16 protein-coding genes and 2 tRNA genes are annotated in these 26335 nt (G+C 71.7%); 14 read left to right on the plus strand and 4 right to left on the minus strand.

The window, feature by feature from the left end:
- Nucleotides 1–40 precede the first annotated feature (40 nt).
- From ACQEVC_RS18065 to ACQEVC_RS18095, 7 genes are all read left to right on the plus strand, one after another.
- Nucleotides 41–709 (plus strand): EboA domain-containing protein, encoded by a 669-nt coding sequence (locus ACQEVC_RS18065; protein ID WP_432878808.1) that lies wholly within the window; start codon nt 41–43, stop codon nt 707–709.
- Nucleotides 706–1584, plus strand: coding sequence for a TatD family hydrolase (locus ACQEVC_RS18070; RefSeq protein WP_432878811.1), 879 nt, complete (start codon nt 706–708; stop codon nt 1582–1584). Before ACQEVC_RS18065 ends, ACQEVC_RS18070 begins: the two co-directional genes overlap by 4 nt.
- A complete protein-coding gene (gene eboE, locus ACQEVC_RS18075) occupies nt 1584–2825 on the plus strand; it encodes a metabolite traffic protein EboE (RefSeq protein WP_432878813.1) in 1242 nt (413 codons plus the stop codon). Before ACQEVC_RS18070 ends, eboE begins: the two co-directional genes overlap by 1 nt.
- Nucleotides 2818–4251: an alkaline phosphatase family protein gene (locus tag ACQEVC_RS18080; RefSeq protein WP_432878816.1), complete on the plus strand. Its 1434-nt coding sequence runs from the start codon at nt 2818–2820 to the stop codon at nt 4249–4251. The genes eboE and ACQEVC_RS18080 overlap by 8 nt, the downstream gene beginning before the upstream one ends.
- Complete coding sequence (locus tag ACQEVC_RS18085) at nt 4248–5315, plus strand: polyprenyl synthetase family protein (protein ID WP_318398661.1); 1068 nt, start codon at nt 4248–4250, stop codon at nt 5313–5315. Before ACQEVC_RS18080 ends, ACQEVC_RS18085 begins: the two co-directional genes overlap by 4 nt.
- Before the next feature lie 348 nt (nt 5316–5663).
- Nucleotides 5664–8558, plus strand: a complete 2895-nt coding sequence (locus tag ACQEVC_RS18090; RefSeq protein WP_432878819.1) for a PQQ-dependent sugar dehydrogenase — start codon at nt 5664–5666, stop codon at nt 8556–8558.
- Between the two features lie 116 nt (nt 8559–8674).
- Nucleotides 8675–10828, plus strand: a complete 2154-nt coding sequence (locus tag ACQEVC_RS18095) for a ThuA domain-containing protein (protein WP_432891499.1) — start codon at nt 8675–8677, stop codon at nt 10826–10828.
- A gap of 1 nt (nt 10829) precedes the next feature.
- Here the strand turns inward: ACQEVC_RS18095 and ACQEVC_RS18100 are convergent, their stop codons facing one another.
- Nucleotides 10830–12023 (minus strand): RNA-guided endonuclease InsQ/TnpB family protein, encoded by a 1194-nt coding sequence (locus ACQEVC_RS18100; protein ID WP_432878822.1) that lies wholly within the window; start codon nt 12021–12023, stop codon nt 10830–10832.
- Between the two features lie 571 nt (nt 12024–12594).
- On the opposite strand from ACQEVC_RS18100, the gene ACQEVC_RS18105 reads away from it, so the two are divergent.
- Complete coding sequence (locus ACQEVC_RS18105; protein WP_432878824.1) at nt 12595–13602, plus strand: sugar phosphate isomerase/epimerase family protein; 1008 nt, start codon at nt 12595–12597, stop codon at nt 13600–13602.
- A gap of 146 nt (nt 13603–13748) precedes the next feature.
- Here the strand turns inward: ACQEVC_RS18105 and ACQEVC_RS18110 are convergent, their stop codons facing one another.
- Nucleotides 13749–14129, minus strand: coding sequence for a hypothetical protein (locus ACQEVC_RS18110; protein ID WP_432878827.1), 381 nt, complete (start codon nt 14127–14129; stop codon nt 13749–13751).
- A gap of 259 nt (nt 14130–14388) precedes the next feature.
- Between ACQEVC_RS18110 and ACQEVC_RS18115 the strand changes: the two genes are divergently transcribed.
- From ACQEVC_RS18115 to ACQEVC_RS18140, 6 genes are all read left to right on the plus strand, one after another.
- Nucleotides 14389–14461: transfer RNA gene (locus ACQEVC_RS18115), tRNA-Asn, on the plus strand.
- Nucleotides 14462–14739: 278 nt separating this feature from the next.
- A complete protein-coding gene (locus ACQEVC_RS18120) occupies nt 14740–16881 on the plus strand; it encodes an MMPL family transporter (RefSeq protein WP_432878830.1) in 2142 nt (713 codons plus the stop codon).
- 14 nt (nt 16882–16895) lie between these two features.
- On the plus strand, nt 16896–18395 hold the full coding sequence (locus ACQEVC_RS18125) for an FAD-dependent oxidoreductase (RefSeq protein WP_432891502.1): 1500 nt from the start codon (nt 16896–16898) through the stop codon (nt 18393–18395).
- A 276-nt stretch (nt 18396–18671) separates the two neighbouring features.
- Nucleotides 18672–18745: transfer RNA gene (locus tag ACQEVC_RS18130), tRNA-Ile, on the plus strand.
- A gap of 369 nt (nt 18746–19114) precedes the next feature.
- Nucleotides 19115–23425 (plus strand): S8 family serine peptidase, encoded by a 4311-nt coding sequence (locus ACQEVC_RS18135; protein ID WP_432878833.1) that lies wholly within the window; start codon nt 19115–19117, stop codon nt 23423–23425.
- 360 nt (nt 23426–23785) lie between these two features.
- Complete coding sequence (locus tag ACQEVC_RS18140; RefSeq protein WP_432878835.1) at nt 23786–25144, plus strand: DUF2786 domain-containing protein; 1359 nt, start codon at nt 23786–23788, stop codon at nt 25142–25144.
- A 442-nt stretch (nt 25145–25586) separates the two neighbouring features.
- On the opposite strand, the gene ACQEVC_RS18145 is transcribed toward ACQEVC_RS18140, so the two are convergent.
- Entirely contained in the window at nt 25587–25958 is a 372-nt protein-coding gene (locus ACQEVC_RS18145; protein WP_432878838.1) for a hypothetical protein, read from the minus strand.
- Between the two features lie 139 nt (nt 25959–26097).
- Nucleotides 26098–26316, minus strand: coding sequence for a hypothetical protein (locus ACQEVC_RS18150; RefSeq protein WP_432878840.1), 219 nt, complete (start codon nt 26314–26316; stop codon nt 26098–26100).
- Nucleotides 26317–26335: the final 19 nt, after the last annotated feature.

Raw genomic sequence — 26335 nt, forward strand, 5'->3', positions numbered from 1 at the left:
CGCGACCACCATCCACACCGGAAAGACTGGGGAGGACCGGATGGAACCGGAACCGGAACTGGAACGACTGCGGGCGGCGCTGCTGGCCGTACCCGACGGGCGGCCGCCCGACCGGGACTGGCTGGCCGAGGCGTTACGCCGGGTCGGGGCCGAACCGGCCGCGATCGGCCGGCTCTTCGCGGCGGCCGGCCGCAGGTGTGGCCGGGCACCCCTGCCCGACCTGCCGGACTGGACCGCCGACGACGCGGCCCGGGTACTGCTGCTGGCCGCGCTGCCCCCGACCGAGCTGCCCGGTCAGGTCGAGACCCGCTACCGGTACGGCGACGCGGCCGAGAAGCGGGCGGTGCTCCGGGCGCTGCCGCTGCTGCCGGTCGGCGACGCCGGGGTCCCGCTGCTGCACGACGCGATCCGCACCAACGACACCCGGCTGGTCGCCGCCGCCCTCGGCCGGTACGCGGACCGGCTCGACCAGGCCGCCTGGCGGCAGGCGGTGCTCAAGTGCGTCTTCACCGGGATCCCGCTGGTCGCCGTGCACGGGCTCGACCGGCGGGCCGACGCCGAGCTGGCCGCCATGCTGGCCGGTTTCGCGCAGGAGCGCCGGGCGGCCGGCCGGGACATGCCGGCCGACGCGACCGCGTTGCTGGATCGACTGAGCGCGCTCGACCGGTCGGGGACCCCGACCGGGCCGGCCGTGGAGGAGGCGCAATGAGGATATTCGACCCGCACATCCACATGACCTCGCGGACCACCGACGACTACGAACGGATGGCCGCCGCCGGGGTACGCGCCCTGGTGGAGCCGGCGTTCTGGCTCGGCCAGCCCCGGACCAGCGCGGCCTCCTTCGTCGACTACTTCGACGCGCTCGTCGGCTGGGAGCCGTTCCGGGCCAGCCAGTTCGGCATCCGGCACCACGCCACCATCGCGCTGAACCCGAAGGAGGCCAACGACCCGCGCTGCCGGGAGGTGCTCGACCTGCTGCCCCGCTATCTGGACAAGGACGGCGTGGTGGCGGTCGGCGAGGTCGGCTACGACTCGATGACGCCGGAGGAGGACGAGGTCTTCGCCGCCCAGCTCGCCCTGGCGGTCGAGTACGAACTGCCGGCACTGGTGCACACCCCGCACCGGGACAAGGCCCGGGGTACCGAACGCAGCCTGGCGGTGGTCGCCGAGTCCGGGCTCGACCCCGGCCGGGTGGTGATCGACCACCTCAACGAGGTGACCGTGCCGCTGGTCCGGGACACCGGCTGCTGGCTCGGCTTCTCCATCTATCCGGAGACCAAGATGTCGCCGCCGCGGATGGTCGAGCTGCTGCGCAGGTACGGCACCGAGCGGATGCTGGTCAACTCGGCCGCCGACTGGGGCCGGTCGGACCCGCTGCTGACCCGGGCCACCGGGGAGGCGATGCTGGCCGCCGGATTCGACGACGACGACGTCGACCGGGTGCTCTGGCGCAACCCGGTGGAGTTCTACGGCCAGTCCGGCCGGCTGGAACTCGACGCGGACGAGCGGGCCGACGCCGACGGGCCGGCCGACGGGGCACCCGGCACCTTCGAGGGGAACTCGATCCTGCGGGGCGGTAGCTGATGCGGCTGCGGCACGCCGACGGGCAACTGGTGCACCTGAGCTACTGCACCAACGTGCATCCGGCCGAGGACCTGGCCGGGGTGCTGGGGCAGCTCGACACGTACGCGGTGCCGATCCGGGAACGGCTGGACGCCGACGTACTCGGATTGGGCTTGTGGCTGGCCGCGCCGGTTGCGGCCGGGCTGGCCGCCGACCCGCAGACCCGGCGGAAACTCCGCGCCGAACTGGTGGCGCGCGGGCTGGAGGTGGTCACCCTGAACGGGTTCCCCTACCAGTCCTTCCACGCGCCGGTGGTGAAGCAGGCCGTCTACCACCCGGACTGGACCACCCGGGAACGGCTGGTCTACACCCTGAACCTGGCCACCGTACTGGTCGACCTGCTCCCCGACGACGCCGTCCGGGGCTCGGTCTCCACCCTGCCGCTGGCCTGGCGGGAGCCCTGGGAGCAGCGGCAGGCCGACCGGGCGGCCCGGGTGCTGGACGAGTTGGCCGCCGGGCTGACCCAGATCGCCTGGCGTACCGGCCGGGCGGTGCGGGTCGGCTTCGAGCCGGAGCCGGGCTGCGTGGTCGAGTCGACGGGCCAGGCGGTCGCCGCACTGTCCCGGGTGGACACCGACCGGCTCGGCATCTGCCTCGACCTGGCCCACCTCGCCTGCGCCTGGGAGGATCCGGCGCAGGCGCTGGGCCGGCTGCGCGCCGCCGGGCTGCCGGTGGTGAAGGTGCAGGTCTCGGCCGCGCTGGCCGCCGCCGACCCGGTCGCGGCCGCCGGCACGCTGCGCGGGTACGTCGAACCGCGCTTCCTGCACCAGACCCGGGCGGAACCCTGCGGACGGGCCGCCGACCCGGCCGACCCGGCGCACGCCGCCGACGACCTGGACGCGGCGCTGGACGCCGACCTGCCGGGCGCCTGGCGGGTGCACTACCACGTACCGCTGCACGCCGTACCCGCCGCGCCGCTGGAGTCCACCGTCGGTGTGCTCCGGGACGCGCTGCGGGAGCTGTTCGCCGGACCGGTCGCCGGCTGCGACCACCTGGACGTCGAGACGTACACCTGGGGGGTGCTGCCGGTCGCGCAGCGCCCGGGATCGGACGCGGAGCTGGCCGGCGGGATCGCCGCCGAGCTGGCCTTCGCCCGCGACGAACTGGTCGCGCTCGGGCTGACCGAGGTTTCCGGTGACGTGACCGGGACCTTCGGGGCCCCGGCCACCCCCGCATCCGCGCCGAGGAGGCACGATGGCTAGTCCACTGGTGGTTGTCGACGTGGTCGGGCTGACGCCCCGGCTGCTCGCCCACATGCCCCGGCTGCGCGCCCTGGCCGACGCCGGCTGCCAGGCCGAACTCGGCACCGTGCTGCCGGCGGTGACCTGCTCGGCACAGGCGACGCTGCTCACCGGGGCGCTGCCGGCCGAGCACGGCATCGTCGGCAACGGCTGGTATTTCCGCGACCTGGGCGAGGTCTTCCTCTGGCGCCAGCACCACGCGCTGATGGGTGGGGAGAAGGTCTGGCAGGCGGCCCGCCGGGAGCGCCCGGACTACACCGTGGCCAACGTCTGCTGGTGGTACGCGATGGGCGCCGACGTGAACTGGACGGTGACGCCCCGGCCGATCTACTACGCCGACGGGCGCAAGGAGCCGGACTGCTATACCGACCCGCCGGAGCTGCACGACGAGCTGACCGGAAAGCTGGGCGGGTTTCCGCTCTTCACGTACTGGGGGCCGGGGGCGGGGCTGCCGTCGTCGCAGTGGATCTGCCGGGCGGCCGAGCAGATCATGGCCGAGAAGAATCCCGACCTGACCCTGGTGTACGTCCCGCATCTCGACTACGACCTGCAACGCTTCGGCCCGTCGTCCCCGCGGGCAGCGGCCGCCGCGGCCGAACTCGACTCGGTACTCGGTCCGCTGCTGGACGCGGCCGCCGCCCGGAACGCCACCGTGGTGGTGCTCTCCGAGTACGGCATCACCGAGGCGAGCCGGCCGGTGGACGTGAACCGGCTGCTCCGCACCGAGGGGCTGCTCCGGGTCTACACCCAGGACGGGATGGAGTACCTCGACCCGTGGACGTCCCGGGCGTTCGCGGTCGCCGACCACCAGATCGCGCACGTCTACGTCAAGGACCCGGCCGACGTGCCGGCGGTGGCGAAGCTCTGCGCCGGGCTGCCCGGGGTCGCCGAGGTGCTGGACGCCGCCGGCAAGGCCGCGCACGGGTTGGACCACGAGCGGGCCGGCGAGCTGGTGCTGGTCGCCGAGCCGGACGCCTGGTTCAGCTACTACTACTGGCTGGACGACGCCCGGGCTCCTGACTTCGCCCGGCTGGTGGAGATCCACCGCAAACCCGGGTACGACCCGGCGGAGCTCTTCTTCGACCCGGCCGCGCCGGGCGCGGCGAAGCGCCGGGCGGCGGTGGCGCTGGCCCGGAAGAAGCTCGGGATGCGCTACCTGATGAGCGTGGTGGGGCTGGACGCGGGCGCGCGGGCGGTACGCGGCTCGCACGGCCGGCTGCCCGCCGACCCGGCGGACGCCCCGGTGCTGATCTGCTCGGACCGGTCGGCGGCCCGGGACCGCTACCAGGCCACCGAGGTCAAGAGCCTGCTGCTCCGCCTCGCCGGCACCGCTCCCGTTGCTGGCGGTGCGGATTCCGCCGCCGCTGCCGGGGGAGGGCGGCCATGACGGCGACCGTGCCGGAGGTGGATCTGGGCGAGCTTCGGAAGCGCTTCGATGCCCAGCTCGTCGCCTTCCTCGACCGCCAGGACCCGGACTGGCCGGACGGTGCGCCCCGGGGCGTCTTCACCACCCTGCACCGGTTCGTGCTGGCCGGCGGCAAGCGGCTGCGCCCGCTCTTCTGCTACTGGGGCTGGCGGGCCGCCGGGGGTGCGGACGGTACCCCGATCGTGGCCGCCGCCGCCGCGCTGGAGCTGTTCCACGCCTTCGCGCTGATCCACGACGACATCATGGACGGCAGCGACCGGCGCCGGGGCGAGCCCTCGGTGCACCGGCTCTTTGCCGACCTGCACGCCCGATCCGCCTGGCGCGGCGATCCGGCCTCGTACGGGCGCAGCACCGCCCTGCTCTGCGGTGACCTCTGCGCGGCCTGGGCGGACCAGCTCTTCCACGAGTCGGGGCTGACCCCGGAGGAGGTGCACCAGGGGTACGGCGTCTTCGCGACCATGCGTACCGAGGTGATCGCGGGGCAGTATCTCGACCTGGTCTCCGGGGTGGGGGACGGGTCGGTGGCGAGCGCGTTGACGGTGGTGCGGATGAAGGCGGCCCGCTACACGGTGACCCGGCCGTTGCAGATCGGTGCCGCGCTGGCGGCCGGCTCGCCGGAACTGCTCGGCGCGCTGGCGGCGTTCGGCGACCCGCTGGGCGACGCGTTCCAGCTCCGTGACGACGTGCTCGGGGTCTTCGGCGACCCGGCGCTGACCGGTAAGTCCATTCTGGACGACCTGCGCGAGGGCAAGCCGACGGTGATGATGGCGCTGGCCCGGGGAAGTGCCGACCGGGCCCAGGCGCAGCGGTTGAAGGCGCTCTTCGGCAACCCGGAGCTGGATCCGGACGGTGCGGCCGAGCTGCGGTCGATCATCGTCGCGACCGGCGCGCTGGACCGGATCGAGCAGATGATCAAGGTACGCACCGACGCCGCGCTGGCGGCGCTGGCCGAGGCGCCGGTCTCCGCCGAGGCGGCCACGGTGCTCACCACCCTGGCGGCCGAGGCCGTGCAACGGCACGGATAGCCGGATGGCCGGCGCGACGGTCCACAGTGGTACGGAGAGCGCCCGGTCGATCACCGAAGTCGTAACTTTTCACCGTATCGACAAAAGTTCATGTTGGCGTGGCAGAAGGTATAGACACATCAACACATAGAAATTACTGTGTCGAGCACAGCTCAGAGTTGTTACGTCGAGGTAACCGACGGCGCGGTTAGCCCACGACAGCGACTGGCGTACCGGTGTGCCCATGCCGGTGCACGGTCGCGGCTTGGCGGGAACGGCGGCCCCCGGGCGGAGATCCACCCGACGGCATCTGGCGCGACGGCGAGCGCCCTGCCTGTACGCAACTGTTCAGGACGGGAGTGCACGACCATGTCTTCCACCGACCATCCACATCCGCCCAGCCGACCCCTCCGGGCCGGTCGAGCCGCTTCGAGACGGCGGCGGTGGGCGTCCGGCGCGGCGCTGCTGCTGGCCGCGACCACCCTCCCGGCGGTACTCGCCCCGGCCGCCCCCGCCGTGGCGCACCCGATCAACGCCGCCGACTTCCAGCAGGTGACCCTGGCCCGCGGCGTCGCCGAGGTGGGCGAGCCGATGACCATCGCGGTGCTGCCGGACCGCTCGGTGCTGCACACCGCCCGCAACGGCACGCTGCGCCGCACCGACGCGGCCGGCAACACGGCGGTACTCGGCACGCTGCCGGTCTACACCCATGACGAGGAGGGATTGCAGGGCGTCGGCGTAGACCCCGGCTTCGCCACCAACCGGCAGATCTACCTCTACTACGCCCCGCCGCTGTCCACCCCGGCCGGTGACGCGCCGGCCACCGGCACGGCCGCGCAGTTCGCGCCGTTCGCCGGGGTCAACCGGCTCTCCCGGTTCACCCTGAACGCCGACTTCACCCTTAACATGTCCAGCCAGGTGACGGTGCTGGACGTACCGGCGGACCGGGGGATGTGCTGCCACGTCGGCGGCGACATCGACTTCGACGCCGCCGGCAACCTCTATCTCTCCACGGGGGACGACACCAACCCGTTCGAGTCGGCCGGCTACGCGCCGATCGACGAGCGGACCAACCGTTACCCGGCGTACGACGCGCAGCGCTCGGCCGGCAACACCAACGACCTGCGGGGCAAGATCCTGCGGATCAAGGTGAACGCCAACGGGACGTACTCGATCCCGAGCGGGAACCTCTTTGCGCCGGGCACCGCGAACACCCGGCCCGAGATCTACGCGATGGGCTTCCGCAACCCGTTCCGGATGAGCGTGGACAAGGCCACCGGGCACGTCTACGTCGGCGACTACGGCCCGGACGCCGGCTCCACCAACGCCAGCCGGGGCCCGAGCGGGCAGGTCGAGTTCAACCGGATCACCTCGCCCGGCAACTACGGCTGGCCGTACTGCACCGGGACGAACACCAGCACCGAGACGTACAACGAGTGGACCTTCCCGGACGGGCCGGGCGGGGCGAAGTACAACTGCACCGGCGGCCCGACCAACAACTCGTTCCGGAACACCGGCCAGGGCACCCTGCCGGCCGCCCGTCCGGCCTGGATCCGGTACGCCGGTGACGCCGGCACCCCGCCGGAGTTCGGCGGCGGCTCGGAGTCGCCGATGGGCGGCCCGGTCTACCGCTACAGCGCGTCGAACCCGTCGACCACGAAGTTCCCGGCCTCCTTCGACGGCCAGTTCTTCGCCACCGAGTTCGGCCGGGGCTGGATCAAGCCGATCCACGTCAACGCCGACGGCTCGCCCGGCACCATCGACACCTTTCCCTGGGTCGGCAAGCAGGTGATGGACTCGGCGTTCGGGCCGGACGGCTCGTACTACGTGCTCGACTACGGCACCGGCTACTTCAACGGGGACGCCAACTCGGCGCTCTACCGGTTCGACTACGTCGGCGGCGGCAACCGGGCCCCGATCGCGGTGGCCAGCGCCAACCCGACCTCCGGGATCGCACCGCTGACCGTCAACTTCTCCTCGGCCGGCTCCTCCGACCCCGACGGCGGAGCGCTGAGCTACTCCTGGGCGTTCGGCGACGGCAGCACGTCGACGGCGGCGAACCCGACGAAGACCTACACCGCGAACGGCACGTACACGGCGACGCTGACCGTACGCGATCCGGCCGGCGCCACCGGCACCGCCAGCGTCACCATCGGGGTCGGCAACACCGCGCCGACGGTGACCATCACCGCCCCGGCCAGCGGGCAACTCGTCGCCTTCGGTGACACGGTGCCCTTCTCGATCAGCATCACCGACCCGGAGGACGGCACCATCGACTGCTCCCGGGCCAAGATGAACTACGTGCTCGGGCACGACAGCCACGGTCACCTGATCACCTCGGCCACCGGTTGCTCCGGCACCATCACCATCCCGGTCGACGGTGAGCACGACGACGCGGCGAACATCTTCCCGATCTTCGACGCCGAGTACACCGACCGGGGCGGGCTGACCACGCACACCCAGCACGTGCTGGTGCCGAAGCACCGGCAGGCCGAGCACTACAACAGCTCGTCCGGGGTGAACAAGTTCGCCAAGGCCGCGGCCGAGGGCGGCCAGACCGTCGGCGACATCAACAACGGGGACTGGATCGCCTTCCAGCCGTACCGGCTCGTGGGCGCCACCTCGTTCAGCGCCCGGGTCTCGTCGGCCGGTGCCGGCGGCAGCATCCAGCTCCGGGCCGGTTCGGCCACCGGCACCGTACTGGGCAGCGCCACCGTGCCGGTCACCGGCGGCTGGGACACCTTCACCACCGTCACCGGCACGATCGGCAACCCGCCGGCCGGCACCACCACGCTCTACGTGACCTTCGCCGGTTCCGGCACCGGTGCCCTCTACGACCTGGACGCCTTCACCATCGACACCGGCAGCTCCGGTGGGGGCGGCGGCACCGGCCCGATCGTCGGGCTGGCCGGGAAGTGCCTGGAGATCGAGGCCGGCGGCACCGCCGACGGCAGCCAGGCGCAGATCTGGACCTGCACCGGATCGGCGCACCAGACCTGGACGAGGAACGGCCAGACGCTGCGTACCCTGGGCAAGTGTCTGGATATTTCCGGCGCCGGTACCGCGAACGGCACCAAGATCCAGCTCTGGACCTGCAACGCCACCGCCGCCCAGAACTGGACCCCGCAGGCCGACGGCTCGCTGCGCAACCCCGGCTCGGGCAAGTGCCTGGACGTCTCCAACAACAGCTCCGCAGACGGGCAGAACGTGCACCTCTGGGACTGCATAGCCGGCGCCGCCAACCAGAAGTGGACCCTGCCCTGACGTAGCCGGACGGGCGCCCGCCCCGCACGGCGGGCGCCCCTCCCCACCGCCCTCGAAGGAGAGCGACGATGCGACTGTTCCGCAGCAGAAAGACGCGACTGCTCCGCGGCAGAACGATGCGACTGTTCCGCGGCAGAAACCGGAAGACGATCCGTCCCAGCCTCGCCATCGCCACCACCACGCTCGCGGTGCTGGCCTGCACCACCGTGCCGGCCGGCCCGGCCAGCGCCGCCGACGCCCCCTACGACGTGCTGGTCTTCTCCAAGACCGCCGGGTTCCGGCACGACTCGATCGCCGCCGGCACCCAGGCGATCCGGGAACTCGGCGCGGCGAACAGCTTCACCGTGACCGCCACCGAGGACGCCGCCCAGTTCAGCACCGCCAACCTCGCCCAGTACGAGGTGGTGGTCTTCCTGAACACCACCGGCGACGCCCTGAACGCCAGCCAGCAGAGCGCCTTCGAGTCGTACATCCGCAGCGGCAAGGGGTACGTCGGGGTGCACGCCGCGGCCGACACCGAGTACGACTGGCCGTTCTACGGCAACCTGGTCGGGGCGTACTTCGCCTCGCACCCGGCGATCCAGCAGGCCAACGTGAAGGCGGTGGACCGGGGGCACGCGGCAACGGCGCACCTGCCGCAGACCTGGACCCGCACCGACGAGTGGTACAACTACCGCACCAACGCCCGGTCCACCGCGCGGGTGCTGGCGACCCTGGACGAGTCGTCGTACTCCGGCGGCGGGATGGGGGCGGACCACCCGCACGCCTGGTGCAAGACGTACGAGGGCGGCCGCTCCTTCTACACCGGCGGCGGGCACACCCAGGCGTCGTACGCCGAGCCGGCGTTCCGGGCGCACCTGCTCGGCGGCATCCGGTACGCCGCCGGCCGGACCAAGGCCGACTGCCGGCCGGAGTCCGGCTACACCACCCTCTACAACGGCTCCACCACCGGCTGGTCCCAGGCCGGACCGGGCAGCTTCACCAACTCCGACGCCACGCTGACCTCGGTCGGCGGCATGGGGCTGTACTGGTACAGCGCCAAGCAGTTCACCTCGTACTCGCTGAAACTGGACTGGCGGATGGCCGGCGACGACAACTCCGGGATCTTCATCGGCTTCCCGCCGTCGTCCGACCCGTGGTCGGCGGTGGACAACGGCTACGAGATCCAGATCGACGCCACCGACGCGGCCGACCGGACCACCGGCGCGGTCTACACCTTCAAGTCCGCGGACATCGCGGCCCGGGACGCCGCGCTCAACCCACCGGGCGAGTGGAACAGCTACGAGCTGCTGGTCGAGGGGGAGCGGCTGCGGATCTACCTCAACGGTGTGCTGATCAACGACTTCACCAACACCAACCCGGTGCGGTCGCTGGCCGGGCACATCGGCATCCAGAACCACGGCACCGGCGACGACGTCTCGTTCCGGAACATCCGGATCAAGGAACTCGGCGGCGGCCCCGGCCCGGATCCGGACCCTGGCACCAACACCACGGTCCAGGCCGAGGCGTTCAGCGCGCAGAGCGGGGTGCAGGTGGTCGGCAAGGCCGGCGCCAACGGCGGGTCGACGATCGGGTACCTGGACCCGGGTGACTGGGCGGCGTACAACGGGCAGAACCTGACCGGTGTCACCTCGCTGCGGGCCCGGGTCGTCTCCGGCGGTGCCGGCGGAACCCTCCAGGTCCGGACCGGTTCGCAGACCGGCCCGGTGCACGGCACCGCGACGATCTCCAACACCGGCGGCTGGGAGAGCTACGCCGAGGTGAGCACCGCGCTGTCCGGGGTGCCCACCGGCACCCAGAACCTCTACCTCACCGTCGCCGGCTCCGGCACCGGGCTGTACGACGTCGACGAGTTCACCCTGGTCAGGTCGACCACCGGCGGCACCGGGACCGGGCCGGTCGTCGGGCTGGCCGGCAAGTGCCTGGAGATCGACGGTGGCAGCACCGCCGACGGTACGCAGGCGCAGATCAACTCCTGCGTCGCCGGCTCGGCCCGGCAGACCTGGACGAGGAACGGGCAGACCCTGCGGGCCCTGGGCAAGTGCCTCGACATCTCCGGCTCGGGTACGGCGAACGGCACCAAGATCCAGCTCTGGACCTGCAACTCCACCGGGGCACAGAACTGGACCACCCAGGCCGACGGCACGCTGCGTAACCCCGGCTCGGGCAAGTGCCTGGACGTGTCGAACAACAGCTCGGCCGACGGCCAGGACGTACACCTGTGGGACTGCATCGCCGGTGCCGCCAACCAGAAGTGGACGTTGCCCTGAGTTAACGCTTCCCCGGGGTTGGCAGCCCGGAGATTTCTGGCTCGGACCGCACGAGAGCACCGTCGCGGAGGGAGGTGGTCGCATGTCTTACGTCGTCGGCGCCAGCACGGTCACGTTCTGCCGTGGCGAGGATCGTCCTCGCGGCGTTCCGGTCGCGACACGCGGTATACCCGCAGGTGTGGCACCGGAAGACTCTGACACCCAGCCCGAGGCGGTGCTTGGCTCTCGTACCGCACTGCGAGCAGGTCATGGTGGTGTAGGCGGGCGGTACCAGCACCACCTTCCGGCCCGCCCGCCGGCCACGGTCGATCAGTTCCCGTTTCGCCGTGCCGATCGCGGCGTCGGCGGCCTTACGGGCCATCCGGGATTTGGTGAGGAATGTTGGTTGGAAGTCCTCGGCGGCGATCAGGGTGTGGTTGTCGACGATTTTCTTCGCCCAGACGCGGGCGTCGTGGGTGTTCTGCCGGGCCGCCTTTTTCGCCAGTTTCGCCGCTTGGCGTTTGGCGCGCAGGTAGCCGTTCGACGGCGGGGCGCCCTTCGTGCGTCGTCGGCGGGCCATTCGGCGTTGGAGTTTGGCGAGTTCGGCGGCGCAGCGTTTGCGGTGGCCGAGGTGTGGCAGGTCGTAGGCGGGGTCGGTGGTCGTCGCGGTCGTGGTGACACCCCAGTCGACCCCGATCGCCCCCTCGACATCGGGCGCGGGTGTGATCTCGCGGCGGACGACGAAGGAGGCGTACCAGTGCCCGAGCGTGTCCTGGTAGACCCGGACGCTGGTCGGATCGGACGGCAGTTCGCGGGACCAGACGACCGGAACGCTGACGGCGCCGGGCAGCCGCAGCCGGCGGTCGCGGATCGAGAACCCACGGGTGGTGTATTCAAGGCTCGGCAGGGCGTCCTTGCGCCGCTTTGGTCTCGGCCGGCCCCGTCCCTTCACCTTGAAGGAGTGTTGAAGGGCGCGAGCGTAGGTACGCAACGTCTGCTGCTGCGCGACCTGAGACCCGTCCCGCAACCACGACGAGCCGGCCCGCGCCTCGGTCAGCAGCTTCGACAGCTTGCCGAAGGTCGGCCTACGCCCGGTTTTGTACTGGTGGGCAGCCTCGTTCCACAGCCAGCGACACCGCCCCCACTCGGCCAGCAATGCGGCCTCCGCAGTCGCGCCCGGGCGCAACCGGTAGGTGTACCGCACCGTCTCGTCCATATCCGGAAGCATTCCAGCCGTATACGACAGTTTCGCCTCCGCAGAGAAGTCCACGACATGCCGATAACCACCACGCCTGGCCGCCCTTCCCTCCCCTGGTTGAAGCCAGGGGTTCTCCGGGCGGCTCTTGATGAGCGGGCAGCGGGCGGCGCGCATCCCCACCACCCGCCCAGCGCGACCCCGCTGCCCGCCGTCTCGCCCCGTCCTCCCGGACTCCTCCGGTCCGGGAGGACGGGGCTCTGTCCGCCCGCCGGATTCCGGCCTGGCTGCTGTCCGCCCGGCCTGGCCGCGCTGTCCGCTCGGCGCCGCCCGGCCAGGTGGCCCCGGTTGCCGGGTCGGGGCTTCCTTGGTCCGGGCGACACGGCCTAGAGTGGTCGTGGCGATCCCCGGCGCTGGCCGGTGACCGGGCGGGAGGCGCAACCCGCCCGGCCCAGGTGCGGTTCCGCACGTGCCGACCACACCGCCGGGGGAGTTCCCGCCACCGTCCTGGACGGTCACCCTCGCCCCGATCCACCGGCGCCGTTCCCGGCGCAGTCGCGAATCCCGCGTGTGATCAACAGGGAGAAAGACCATGGCGCGACCCATCACGCTCTTCACCGGCCAGTGGGCCGACCTACCGTTCGAGGAGGTGTGCCGGCTCGCCTCGGAGTGGGGCTACGACGGGCTGGAGATCGCCTGTTGGGGTGATCACTTCGAGGTCGACAAGGCGCTCGCCGACGACTCGTACGTCGCCCGCTTGCGGGAGACGCTGGCCAAGTACAACCTCAAGGTCTGGACGATCTCCAACCACCTGGTCGGGCAGGCGGTCTGCGACCACCCGATCGACGAGCGCCACCAGGACATCCTGCCGGCCCGGATCTGGGGCGACGGGGAGCCGGAGGGGGTCCGGCAGCGGGCCGCCGAGGAGATCAAGGACACCGCCCGGGCGGCGGCGAAGCTCGGTGTCAAGACCGTCGTCGGGTTCACCGGCTCGTCGATCTGGCACACCCTGGCGATGTTCCCGCCGGTCCCGCCGTCGATGATCGAACGGGGTTACCAGGACTTCGCCGACCGGTGGAACCCGATCCTCGACGTCTTCGACGAGGTGGGCGTGCGCTTCGCCCACGAGGTGCACCCGAGCGAGATCGCGTACGACTACTGGACCACCCGGCGGACCCTGGAGGCGATCGGGCACCGGCCGGCGTTCGGGCTGAACTGGGACCCGTCGCACTTCGTCTGGCAGGAACTCGACCCGGTGAACTTCATCTTCGACTTCGCCGACCGGATCTACCACGTCGACTGCAAGGACGCGAAGGTGCGTACCGGGGACGGGCGGCGGGGCCGGCTCGCGTCCCACCTGCCCTGGGCAGACCTGCGTCGGGGCTGGGACTTCGTCTCCACCGGGCACGGCGACGTGCCGTGGGAGGACTCGTTCCGGGCGCTGAACGCGATCGGCTACGACGGTCCGATCTCGATCGAGTGGGAGGACGCCGGGATGGACCGGCTGGTCGGTGCGCCCGAGGCGTTGCAGTTCGTCCGCCGGCTCGCCTTCGACGCCCCGAGCGCGGCCTTCGACGCCGCGTTCAGCAGCAAGGAGTGAGGCGCCACGACGCTGGTGGCCCGGGACCGATCGGCGGGTAGCCGACCGGTCAGGGCGCGGCGAACGGCGCGGGGCCGGCCCGATCCCGGGTCGGCCCCGCACCGTGCACGCGGTTGACTACCTGCTCGAAACAGCTCGTGCCCTGCTCAGAAACTGGTGCCGTTCGCTCCCGACGCCGCCCGGGAGGCGGGGGCGGTCGCCGAGGACTTCGTCGTACCCGATCCGGACGCCGTACCCGATCCGACGGCCGCGTCCGCGCGACCGCTGTCGCCGGTGCCCGACTCGGACGAGCTGCCGTTGCCCACGGCGAGCTTCTCGGCCAGCCGGGTGTGGCTGAGTCGGTCCTTGCCCTCCGTGTACAGCCGGGAAGCCTGGGCCTGAGCCACCCCGGCCGCCTCCTGCACCGTCGGGTGGTCGAGGACCTTGCGGCCCTTGAGAACCAGCTCTTCGTACCTCTCCCGGCCCGCGCGGGCGCCCAGGACGAAGCCCACAGCCAGCCCGCCGACGAACCACAGCTTTCCGCGCATGACGGCTCCTCTCCGTGTTCTGACGCGGTCAGCGCCCTCGGTATCCCCGGTGGGCGACCGTGTCGCGCCTGCGTCGTCTGTCCCCAGGTCCGTACCCATCCTCCACCGATGTCATGCCTGGTTGTGGCCCCCGTGCCGTTTTATCCAGATATCCGTTCCGGACCGCCTCCGGCGATAACCCGGTAGCCCCGTACCCCCACCCGTCCTGTACTCTTGTCCCGTCGCACGGCGCCGGAGAGATCCAGTGCCGGACACGCGATCCCCCGTAGCTCAATTGGCAGAGCAGCCGGCTGTTAACCGGCAGGTTTTTGGTTCGAGTCCAAACGGGGGAGCTTTCCCAACATTCCGCCCGTCGGCCCCGCCGGCGGGCATCGTCATATCTGGGGCCCGTCGGGCCTCCGGCACCCGTCAGCGCACGGCGGCGGTGGCTCGTCGTGCTGTCCGGCGCCCCGCACCGGCGGCGCGATGACCGGGCTGGCAGTGGGATACGCCGGGCGCTGCGGTGGCCTGGCGGCGTGCTGGTCGGGCAGTGCGGTGGCCGGGCGCTGCGGTGGCCTGACGGCGTGCTGGTCGGGCAGTGCGGGCGTTGCACGGAACGGATGGGTGGGAGATGGCTGGATCGCGGCGCCGTACCGCCATGCTGCTCGCTGCCCTGCTCGCGGTCGGCTGGCTGGCGGTGGGTGCGCTGTCGACGCCGTACCCGGGCAGGCTCAGTGAGGTCGCCACCAACGACAACGCGGCGTTCCTGCCGGCGGACGCCGAGGCCACCCGGGGAGAGCGGCTCGCCGCCGGATTCGTCGAGCGGCAGACCATTCCGGCGCTGGTCGTCTACGCCCGGGACAGTGGTGTCACCGACGCCGACCGGCAGCGGGTGAGCGCCGACGCGGCCCGGTTCGCCACCGTACCGGGGGTGGTCTCGCCGCTGCCCCCGCCGATACCCAGCGCCGACGGCAAGGCGCTCCAGGTGATCGTGCCGGTGGACAACGCCGAGGGCGACCGGACCCGCGAGGTGGTCAGCGAACTGCGCCGGATCGCCGAGCACGGCGACGCCGGCGAGGTCGTGGTGGTCGGCGGCCCGGCCGGCCTGCTCGGCGACCTGACCGAGGTCTTCTCGTCGATCGACGGGCCGTTGCTGCTGGTCACCCTCGCCGTGGTACTCGTCATCCTGCTGGTGGTCTACCGCAGCCCGGTGCTCTGGATCATTCCGCTGCTGGCCGCCGGCCTGTCGTACGCGCTCGCCGCCCTGGCGGTCTACTTCCTGGCCAGGAGCGACGTGATCACGCTGAACGGGCAGGCCCAGGGCATCCTCACCGTGCTGGTCTTCGGGGCCGGCACCGACTACGCCCTGCTGCTGATCGCCCGCTACCGGGAGGAGCTGTGCCGGCACCACGACACCGTCGCGGCGATGCGTGCCGCCTGGCGGGGCGCCGCCCCGGCCATCTTCGCCTCCGGCGGTACGGTCATCGCCGGACTGCTCTGCCTGCTGCTCTCCAGCCTCAGCTCCAACCAGGCCCTCGGGCCGGTCGCGGCGGTCGGCATCGGCGCCACCCTGGTGGTGATGCTGACCTTCCTGCCCGCGCTACTGCTGCTCGGTGGGCGGTGGGCGTTCTGGCCCCGGTCGCCGTACGTCGAGCACGCCGCCTCGGTCGGCCGGCTGTGGAAACCGGTCGCGCACTTCATCGCCCGCCGGGCCCGGCTGGTCTGGGTACTGACCACCCTGGCCCTGATCGCGCTCGGCTTCGGCCTGACCCAGCTCGGTCCCACCCGGCTCAGCCAGAGCGAGCTGTTCACCAACCGGACCGACTCGGTGATCGCCCAGGAGGTGATCGACCGGCACTATCCCGGCGGGTTGGGCAGCCCCGTCACCATCTTCACCCTGACCGGCGCGGCCGACCGGGTGACCGCGGCGGCCCGCTCCGTGCCCGGGGTGGTCGAGGTGCGTACCGTCCCGGAGGCCGATCCCAACGCGACCGGTTCGGACGCTGCCCCGGGTGCGCCCGCTGCCCCGGGTGCGCCCGCTGGCCTGCCGAAGGTGGTGGACGGCCGCGTCCAGCTCCAGGCCACCCTGATGGCGCCGGCCGACAGCGCCGAGGCGGAGCAGACGGTACGCGAGCTGCGCGTCGCCGTACACGCGGTGCCGGAGGCGGATGCGGTGGTCGGCGGGCGCACCGCGATCAGCGTGGACACCACCGACGCCTCCAACCGGGACCGGAACGTGATCATCCCGGTGGTGCTCGGGGTGATCGCGGTGATCCTGGCCCTGCTGCTCCGGGCCCTGCTCGCGCCGATCCTGCTGATCCTGACCGTGGTGCTGTCGTTCCTGGCCACCCTCGGGCTCTGCGCGTTCCTCTTCCAATACGCCTTCGGCTTCCCTGGCATCGACGCGTCGTTTCCGCTGTTCGCGTTCGTCTTCCTGGTGGCGCTCGGCATCGACTACAACATCTTCCTGATGAGCCGGGTACGCGAGGAGTCCGTGCGCAGGGGCACCCGGTCCGGGGTGCTGCGCGGGCTGGTGGTCACCGGCGGGGTGATCACCTCGGCCGGGTTCGTGCTGGCGGCGACCTTCTCGGCGCTGGCCGTACTGCCGCTGGTGGTCCTGATCGAGCTGGGGTTGGCGGTCGCGCTCGGCGTCCTGCTGGACACCGTCGTCGTACGCTCGCTGCTGGTGCCGGCGCTGACCTATGACATCGGGCCGGCGGTCTGGTGGCCGTCCCGGCTGTCCCGGATCCCCAACCATCCGGAGGCGGAGTGAGCGCCGGGTCCGGACTGCCGGCGCAGACCGACGTGGTGGTCGTCGGTGCCGGGCTGGCCGGGCTGGCCGCCGCCCGCCGGCTGCACCGCGCCGGCACACCCTGGCTGCTGGTCGAGTCCGCCGAGCGGCTCGGTGGCCGGGTCGGCACCGACGCGGTGGACGGCTACCTGATCGACCGCGGCTTCCAGGTGGTGAACACCGGCTATCCGCGGCTGTCGGCCCTGGTGGACCTGACCTCGCTGGGGCTCGGCTACTTCACCCAGGGCGTACTGGTGCGCCGGGGCGAGACCCTGCACCGGATGGTGCATCCGCTGCGGGACCCGCTCGGCGCGGCCCGGACCGTGCTGACCGGACTCGCCGACGCCGCCGGAGTTGGTCGGCTCGCGAACGCCTCCGTCGGGCTCGGCGGCCGGCTCGCGAACGCCTCCGCCGGGCTCGGCGGCCGGTCCGGGAGCGCCTCCGTCGGGCTCGGGGGCCAGTTCGGCAGGGCCCCCGTCGGGCACGGAGCGTCCAGGAACGGCTCTGCCGGAATCGGGCGGCCAGGGGAGGCCCCGACGGGTGAGGACGTCGACCGGGTCGTCGGCGGGCGGCTGGCGGACGTACGCCGGATCAGCAGTGTGGGGCGGGCCAGCGACCGGCTCCGGCTGGCCGCGCTGGCGGCCCGGTGTGCGAGTTTTCCGGTGGACCGGCTGCTGGCGGCACCGGAAACCAGCACCGGAGCGGCGCTGCGCCGGGCCGGGCTCTCCGACCGGATCGTCGAGGAACTCCTCCGGCCGTTCCTTTCCGGGGTCTTCGGCGAGCGGGAGCTGACCACGTCCAGCCACGTCTTCGCGATGATCGTCCGGTCGTTCGCTCGGGGCCGGATCGGACTGCCGGCGGCCGGCATCGGGGCTCTGCCGGAGGCGGTGGCCGCCCCGCTGCCGGAGTCGCTGATCGCGCTCGGCGTCTCCGCCACGTCGCTGCGGCCCGGGCTGGTCCGCACCTCGGCCGGAGTGGTCCGCTGCCGGGCCGTACTCGTCGCCACCGACCCGGCCACCGCGACCGCCCTGCTGCCGCCGCTGGGCCGGGTGCGCATGAACACCCTGACCACCTACTACCACTCGACCGCCGAGCCGCCGCTGGACGAGCCGATCCTGCTGCTCGACGGGGACCGGCGGGAGCTGGTGGCGAACACTGTGGTGGTCAGTCGCGCCGCGCCGACGTACGCCCCGGCCGGGCAGCACCTGGTGGCGACCTCGGTGGCTGGTCCGGTGGTACCGCCGGAGCCGGTGGTCCGGGCCGAACTGGCCCGGCTCTACGGCCGTCCGGTCGACGACTGGGAGCATCTGACCACCGTTTCGGTGCCGGAGGCGCTGCCGGCCGCGCCAGCTCCGCAGGGGCGGCTCCGGAAGCCGGTGGCGCTGGGGGAGGGGATCTTCGTGGCCGGGGACCACCGGGGGAGCCCGTCCGTGCAGGGGGCGCTGGCCAGCGGGTGGCGGGCGGCCGGTGCGATCAACCGGTACCTGGGCGGTTGACCTCGGTCGCGCCCGGGCGCGACCGGAGTTCGACTCCGGCGCGGATGCCTCCGCCCCGACCCGGGTCACGTGGGTGCCGGACCCGGCCGACCGCTCGGCGTCAGCGGGATGTCGATGCCGGTTGGTATCCTCGCCGTGCCGGAACCGCCGGGGCGGTGCCGAACCGGCGAGCGATCCGGTGGGCCGGGCATGGCCAACTCGATCTTCACTGGTGGGGCGCCGCATGTCGGTGGTCGGCTGACGTCGTGCCGGGTTACTATCCCGGCGCCCGTTTCGGGGGCGGTAGCTCAGCAGGTTAGAGCAGGGGACTCATAATCCCTCGGTCGCGGGTTCGAGTCCCGCCCGCCCCACAAATGTCCTATTTTCCTCTTGACTCGAACCGGTTGATCTTCCTTCGTGAGGGTTCCGCCGTGGATCTGGGCTTGTCGCTGGATGAGGGCGAATTCGACAATCGCTGGCATGGTCGTGAGGGTCACCGCCGGATACGAGGCGGATCTGGCGAACATCGGCCACTTGGATGATCCACAGCTTTCTGACCTCCAGCGATACTCGGTGCGCTGAGCGGGCACGAGGGACACCGTCGAGTCCGGTTTTGTCGTTCGCCGCTTCGCCGACAGATCAGGAGTCTCGTCGAGACGCCCTCGCAGTGGTCGCGGAGCATAGCGCCCGTGCTGCCGGTGCGGCGGACGACACCGCAAACCCGGGATGGTGTGAGCCTCGTGAAGCCGCGTAACCGGACGGCGATGGCCGCCGGCCTTGCCGTCTTGGCACTGTTCGGAGCTGGTCCACTCGACGTGGCGCGCGCGGCCGCGCCGAGCCCGGCCGACCAGCCGCGGTTGGATGTCATCGATCCGCACCTGCGGACGACGATGGCGGCGATGGCCGCCGGCGAGCAGGTCGAGTACCTGCTCCAGGTGGCAGCGACGCCCGACCTGACGAAGACCGGGACGGGCCGGGCGGCGGTGGTTGCGGCGCTGAGGAAGACCGCCGAGGAGAGCCAGCGTCCGATCCTGGAGCAGGTGCGCAAGCAGGGCTCCGAGGTGCTCAACACCTACTGGTTGGCCAACCTGATCCTGGTGCGGTCTCCAAAGGAGACGGTCACCGCACTGACCGCCAACCGGTCTGTGTCCCGGGTCTACCAGGTGGAGACGCTGCACGTCCCGGAGCCAGAGCCCGAGCGCGAGCCGGCTCCGGCACCCGAGTCGGATTCGGCGGGGGACGTCGGGGTCAACACCGTCGAGGACCGGACCTGGGGTATCGACAAGATCGGCGCACACCGGGTGTGGGACGAACTCGGCATCGACGGCACCGGCGTGCGGGTTGCGGTGCTGGACACCGGGGTGAACCTCCGGCATCCCGACCTCGCCGGAAAGATGGCCACCGACGATCCGGCCGATCCGACGTACCCGGGCGGCTGGATGGAGTGGGACGCGGTCGGCAACCCGATCTCCGGGACGCCGCGCGACAGCCAGAGCCACGGTACGCACGTCAGCGGCACCGTGGTCGGCGGCAACGCCAGTGGCGTCCACATCGGGGTGGCGCCCGGCGCCCAGCTGATGCACGGCCTGGTGCTGCCCGGCGGATCCGGGACCACACCACAGATCCTCGCCGGAATGCAGTGGGCGGTCGACCCGTACGACGCCGACGGCAACCGGGCCGGCAGGCCCGCGGACGTGGTGAACATGTCGTTCGGCGCCGCGTCCGGCGGCTTCAACCAACTCTTCGTCGAACCGGTCCGCAACATGTACGCCGCCGGTGTGCTGCCGGTCGCGGCGGCCGGCAACTGCGGCCCCGGCTGCCACAGCAGCCCCGCCAACGTGTACGAGGCGCTCGCGGTCGGCGCCACCGACGTCGCCGACGACGTCGCGGCGTTCTCCGGCGGCGGCACCGCGACGCTCGCCGACTGGAGCAACCCGCCGGCCAGTTGGCCGGCCCGCTGGGTGGTGCCGGACCTGGCCGCGCCCGGCGTCAACGTACTGTCCAGCGTTCCGGCCAGTTTCGGCAGCCCGTATGGGCGCAACAACGGCACGTCGATGGCTTCGCCGCACGTCGCCGGCACCGCAGCGTTGATGATCTCCGCCAACCCTGATCTGGGTCCGGCCGAGATCGGCGACGCGCTCCTGGCGACCGCGTACTTCGACGACCCGCAAGGCGCGCAACGGCCGAACGACCGGATCGGGCAGGGTCGGCTCGACGCCTTTCAGGCCACCAGCCTGGTCGCGCTGGGCAGCGGCGTGGGCGGCACGGTCGTCGACGGCGCCACCGGCCGGCCGGTGGCCGACGTCCGGGTCGAGGTCGCCGGGGCAGATGTCTCGCTGCGTACTATCGCCGACGGCCGGTTCGACTTCCGGCTGCCGCCGGGGACGTACACGCTGGAGCTGTTCTGGGCCGGCCGGCTCGTCTCGACGGTTTCGGACGTGGTGGTCGGTGCCACCGTGACCAGTGTCGACGTGCCGCTGTCCGGCATCGCCGGGCAGGTGACGGACGGCGCCGGCGGCGCCCCGCTCCCCGACGTCGACATCGACGCGGCCGGCACCGGGGTGAGCGCCACGACCAGCGGTGACGGCGCGTACCGGCTCTACCTCAGCCCCGGTGAGTACGCACTGCGCCTGTCGACCTTCGGTTACGCCGAGCGCACCGCGTCCGGTGTCGAGGTTGTCGCCGAGCGGGTCACCACAGTCGACCGGGAGCTGAGCCGGCTGCCGACGGGCACGGTCACCGGCACCGTCAGCTACTCGGCCAGCGGGTACGGGGTGCCGGGCGTACCGGTCACCCTCGTCGACGGGCCGCGCTCCGCGGTGACGGACGGCGCCGGCAGGTACAGGATCGAGGACGTGCCAATCGGCGGGCACCAGGTGGTCGCTCGGCCGAAGGTGTTCCGCGAGCCCACCCCGCGGTCCGTCACCGCGGTGGCCGACGCGACCGCGACCGTGGACTTCCCGCTCGACTGCGCCGCCGAGTGTTCCGGGCTGTGGAACGCCCGCTACTCCGGCCCGGTGGCGACCGGCATGGACACCGCCGACGCGACCGTGACGAGCCCCGACGGCAACCGGCTGTACGTCGCCGGCGGCAGCACCGGCGAGGGCACCAACATTGACTTCGTGACGGTTGCCTACGAGCCGACCACCGGCCGGCAGCTGTGGGAGGTCCGCTACAACGGCCCGTCCAGCAGCCAGGACAGCGTCAACGACGTGGCGGTCAGCCCCGACGGCTCCCGCCTGTTCGTCACCGGCCTCAGCGTCGGACGCGGCAACAGCAGCAGCGGGGCGGACTACGCCACCGTGGCGTACGACGCGGCCACCGGTGCGCAGTTGTGGGTCGCCCGCTACAACGGCCCGGCGGACAACTTCGACAACGCGCGGGCCGTGGATGTCAGCCCCGACGGCAGCCGGGTCTTCATCACCGGGCAGAGCCAGGCCGTCGACACGAAGACCCACAGCGAGTACGCCACGGTGGCGTACGACGCGGCCACCGGTGCGCAGTTGTGGGTCACCCGTTACAACGGCCCGAGCAGCGACTTCGACTCCGCCGTCGCTCTGGTCGCGAATCCGGCCGGCGGTGCCGTGTACGTCACCGGCCAGAGTCCCGGCGAGGGCGGACAGAGTTCCAGTAAGGGCAGCGGCTGGGACTACGCCACCGTGGCGTACGACGACACCACCGGTGCGCAACTGTGGGTAGCCCGCTACGACGGTCCGGCCACCGCCCTTGACCAGCCCACTGGGCTGGCGATCACCCCCGATGGCGACCGGCTGTTCGTCACCGGTGCCGCCACGGGCGTGAGCGGCACCGCCGACTACGGGACGGTGGCGTACGACACCGCCGACGGTACCCAGGTGTGGGCGGCGCTGCACGACGGGCCGAGCCACGCCGTCGACCAGGCAAAGGCGGTCACCGTGAGCGACGACGGCGCCGCCGTCTACGTGACCGGAGTGAGCGAGTCCGACTACGCCACCGTGGCGTACCGCGCCGGCGACGGCGCCACGGTGTGGGCCGCCCGGTACGCCGGCCCGGCCGGCGGCGTCGACCGTGGCCTGTCGATCGCGGCGAGTCCGGACGGCGCCCAGGTGGTCGTGACCGGCGAGAGCGCTGGCGACGGGACCGGGTTCGACTTCGCGACCGTCGGGTACGCGAGCGGGACCGGCGCCGAACGGTGGGTGGGCCGATACGACGGCCCGCCCAGCGACGACGACAACGCCAGCGCGGTGACGGTGAGCCCGGACAGCACCCGGGTGTACGTCACCGGGGGAAGTGACCTCGGCATCGGCGATGATCCGGCGGTGGCGCCGTCGGACTACGTGACGATCGCCTACGACGCCGACGGCAGCGCCAAGTCTCCGGTGTTCATCGCCCACGACCTGCGGGTGCTCCCGGGCGTGACCAGCCCCGGCGCTCCGGTTGGGGTCGTGGGTGAGGTGACGAACGTCGGCACCGGTTCCGGTGAGTACGCCGCGACGCTGGTGGTCGACGGCGTCCAGGCCGCCACCACCCGGGTGGCCCTGGGCCCAGGGGGCCACACGACGGTGCGGTGGCCCGTGTCGCGTGACGAGTCCGGCAGCCACCAGATGCGATTCGGCGCGGCCAGCGGCGAGCTACGCGTGGTGGCCTGCGACCGTACGGTGCGGGGCCGCCACGCCGGAAAGCTGACCGTCTCCGACGGGGTGACCTGCCTCGCCGCCGGCGCCAAGGTCAGCGGCCCGGTCACGGTACGTCCCGGCGCGGGCCTGCTCGCCACCGGTGCGACCGTAGCCGGCAAGGTGTCGGCCAACGGCGCCACCGTGGTCGCCTTGTACGACACGGTGGTCACCGGAGCGGTGACGGTGACCGGCAGCACGGGCGCCGTCTCGGTGGTCGCCAGCCGCACCGGCCCGGTGCGGCTCTCCGGCAACACCACCGGCGGCTTTCCGATCGTCGTGGCGGGCAACGACATCCGTGGCCCGTTGGCCTGTGCCGGCAATACCCCGTCGCCGAACAACCACCGGGAGCCGAACAGTGTGACCGGCATGGCCGCCGGCCAGTGTGTCGGTTTGTAGCCGGGGATCCCGTGGCCACGGTGGATTCCCCGCCGTGGCCACGGCGGAACTGCGGGGCCGCGTGGCATGAGCCCGACCCGGAGACGGGAGGCGGCCAACTGCGGCACGTACTCGCCGCCGTGGCCGCCGGTCGCAGCGTCGACCAGCTCCGCGACTTCCTGGGTGGTCGCATGGCGCAGCCAGAGCTGCCCGCGACCCTGCTGGTGTTGCTCGACGACGTGACGAGCTGTCTCTACCGACACTGCGGGTTCGGTACCCGATTGTGCCCGACCCGCTGCCATCGTCGTCGAGCCGTGGGCTGCCCGTCGGTCCGGGTTGATAGCGTTTGTGGCTTGGTGTCGTCGGGTCGGGAGGAGGCCAATGGGGAAGAACAGTCGGGTACGGCACAAGGCCAAGCGGAAGGCTGCGGAGGCGGCTCAGCGTCGAAGGGCTGCCGGGCCGCTCGGCCCCGACGACCCGCTGGGCCTGTTCGGCGCGTCTCGTGTTCCGTCCCAGCGTCAGCTCGCGGAACAGATCATCGACCAGGCGATCCACGCCCAGCACCGCGAAGAGACGGCCGAGCTCGACCGTTGCCGCGCCCTGCTGACTGCCGGTCCCGGCGGTGCTACCGGCGTCCAGCTGGTCAACCGGGCCTTGCTGGCTTCCCTGCTCCGCGAGGTCGAGCACGCGTGGCGGCGCGGCTGGCAGCCGGCCGAGCTGGTACGGGTTGTCCGCCGTGAGTACTCCGCCCGTCACGGCCGGCTCATGGTCGATGCCATCGCGGCGCAGATGCGCGGCTATTCCACGGCGAGCGTCGATCAGCGATGGCAGTCGCAGTTGGCTGCCCTCGACGTGCAGGTGTGGTGGGAGCACGACGACCACTATGTGACTGTCTGGGGTGAACGGCAGGGCCTCGACCGAGCCGGGATGATCGCCACCGTGATCGAGGTGCTTCATCTGCTCGTGACGCTGCCGCCGATCGAGCCGGTCGGCCCGATGCCGGGCACTGCCATGTCCGCTGCGGTGACGCCTCCCGCGGATCTCGATCAGCGGATGCTTGATCGGGTCCGGGCGTTGCTGGCCAAGGCGGAGTCCACGGACTTCCCGGAGGAGGCCGACGCGTTCACGGCGAAGGCGCAGGAGTTGATGGCCCGTCATCGCATCGATCATGCCCTGCTCGTCGCCAGGACGGGTGTACGCGACCAGCCGGTCACCCGCCGGGTGGGCATCGACAATCCGTACGAGGCGCCGAAGACGCTGCTGTTGCAGGTTGTCGCGGAGGCCAACCGCTGTCGGGCGGTGTGGATGAAGCGGTTCGGCTTCACCACCATCGTCGGCTTCCCGGCCGATCTGGAGTCGACCGAACTGCTGTTCACCTCGCTGCTCGTGCAGGCGACGAGGGCGATGACGCAGGCCAAGCCGAGCACTGACAAGTACGGGCGCAACACGACCCGCTCGTTCCGCCAGTCGTTCCTGACCGCGTACGCGTCCCGGATCGGTGAACGGCTCAGCACCGCGACCGAGGGGGTGGACCGGGAGATGACCGCGTCGGCGGGCGCCGCCCAACTGCTGCCCGTGCTCGCAGCGCGCGACGACGCGGTGCGCGATGTCTTCGAGAAGCAGTTCCCCGAGCTGACGCAGCATGCAACGGCCATCAACAACCGGGAGGGCTGGGCGTCGGGCCGGGCCGCGGCCGACCGGGCTTCGCTGCACGGGCGGCAAGCGGTCGCACACGAGTGATCGGCTGCTGGGTCGACCCGACGGATGGCACAGATTCGGCTCGGAGCCCGACCCCGCTGCGAGTCGAATCGGTGCTCCTCCACGACGTACATCTTGAGGAGCGCCAGCGTGCGCACCAATACCGCGTACGCCTCGTTGTCCGAGATGGTGGTCCTGGTGAGGAGGCCGCGACGACCTCTTGATTGTGTCGCGACGACCTCGCGGCGGACGGCCCGGCGTGGTGGCAGATGCGACGTTGCCCAGACGGCCGGTCGAGTGTTGCCAGAGTTCCCAGGCGGCGGTGGATAGGGCTCATCGGGCTCCACCGCGCGCCCGTGATCTGGTCAAACGTACGGGTAGTGGATCACCGGTCACGCGGATATGCGGTTCGCGCGCCGACGCGTCCGGTCCACCTGCATGTTCATAGATCCAACCGGCAAGATCGGAACTCGCTAGGTGCACACTAGGTGCACCGCCTCCAGGCGGGTGCCGAAACGAGTGCGATCCGGCGCCCGCCTGCCCCGGCCAACGAGCCCGGGCGGACCCTCGGAAGGTGCGCCACGGACGCGCCCCGCTCGTTCAGGAACTTCTCCGCTGCGGTCAGCGTCTCCGTCGCGACGTGGTCGCCCTCACGCTTGAGGACCGCTTCCCGCAGGGCCCGTACCTCGCTACGCAGTTCGCGGATCTCCTCCAATTCGATCTCTCGCTGGTCTCGCAGCTCTTCCATCTCCTGACAGCGGCTCTCCTCGATCCGCCGCACACGGCGATCGACAGCCCAGTAGCAGACCTTGACGGATGCGGAGACGGTGATTGCGGCACCGATGAACGGCACCATGCCACGAGGTGGAGCCGAGCCGGTAAGGGGAGTGTGCATTCACATGATCGGCAGCGGAGTACGGCAGGAGGCCGGAGCGGTCATCCGGAGCAGCCTCTTCGGTGGGCCGGGCGGGGCCCGCGCGGGCCCCGCCCGGCCGCTACTCGAACAGCGAGAGGGTGAGGACCGAGGCGTACTCCCCGGCGGCGACATCCGCCGGGGTGCGCAGGTACAGGTCGGCGTCGACCGCGTACGAGTCGTTGACGACGGCTTCGGAGTCGAACGTCGACACCAGCAACTCCTGGTCGGCCAGACCGACGTTGTTGCCCGGCTGGTGACGTGGCGCCGGGCCGCGGGGCGGGTGACCCTGCTGGGCCACGAGGCGGGTGACCCTGCCG

Origin of the sequence: Plantactinospora sp. CA-294935 (assembly GCF_050936445.1) — a bacterium.
GTDB lineage: Bacteria > Actinomycetota > Actinomycetes > Mycobacteriales > Micromonosporaceae > Plantactinospora.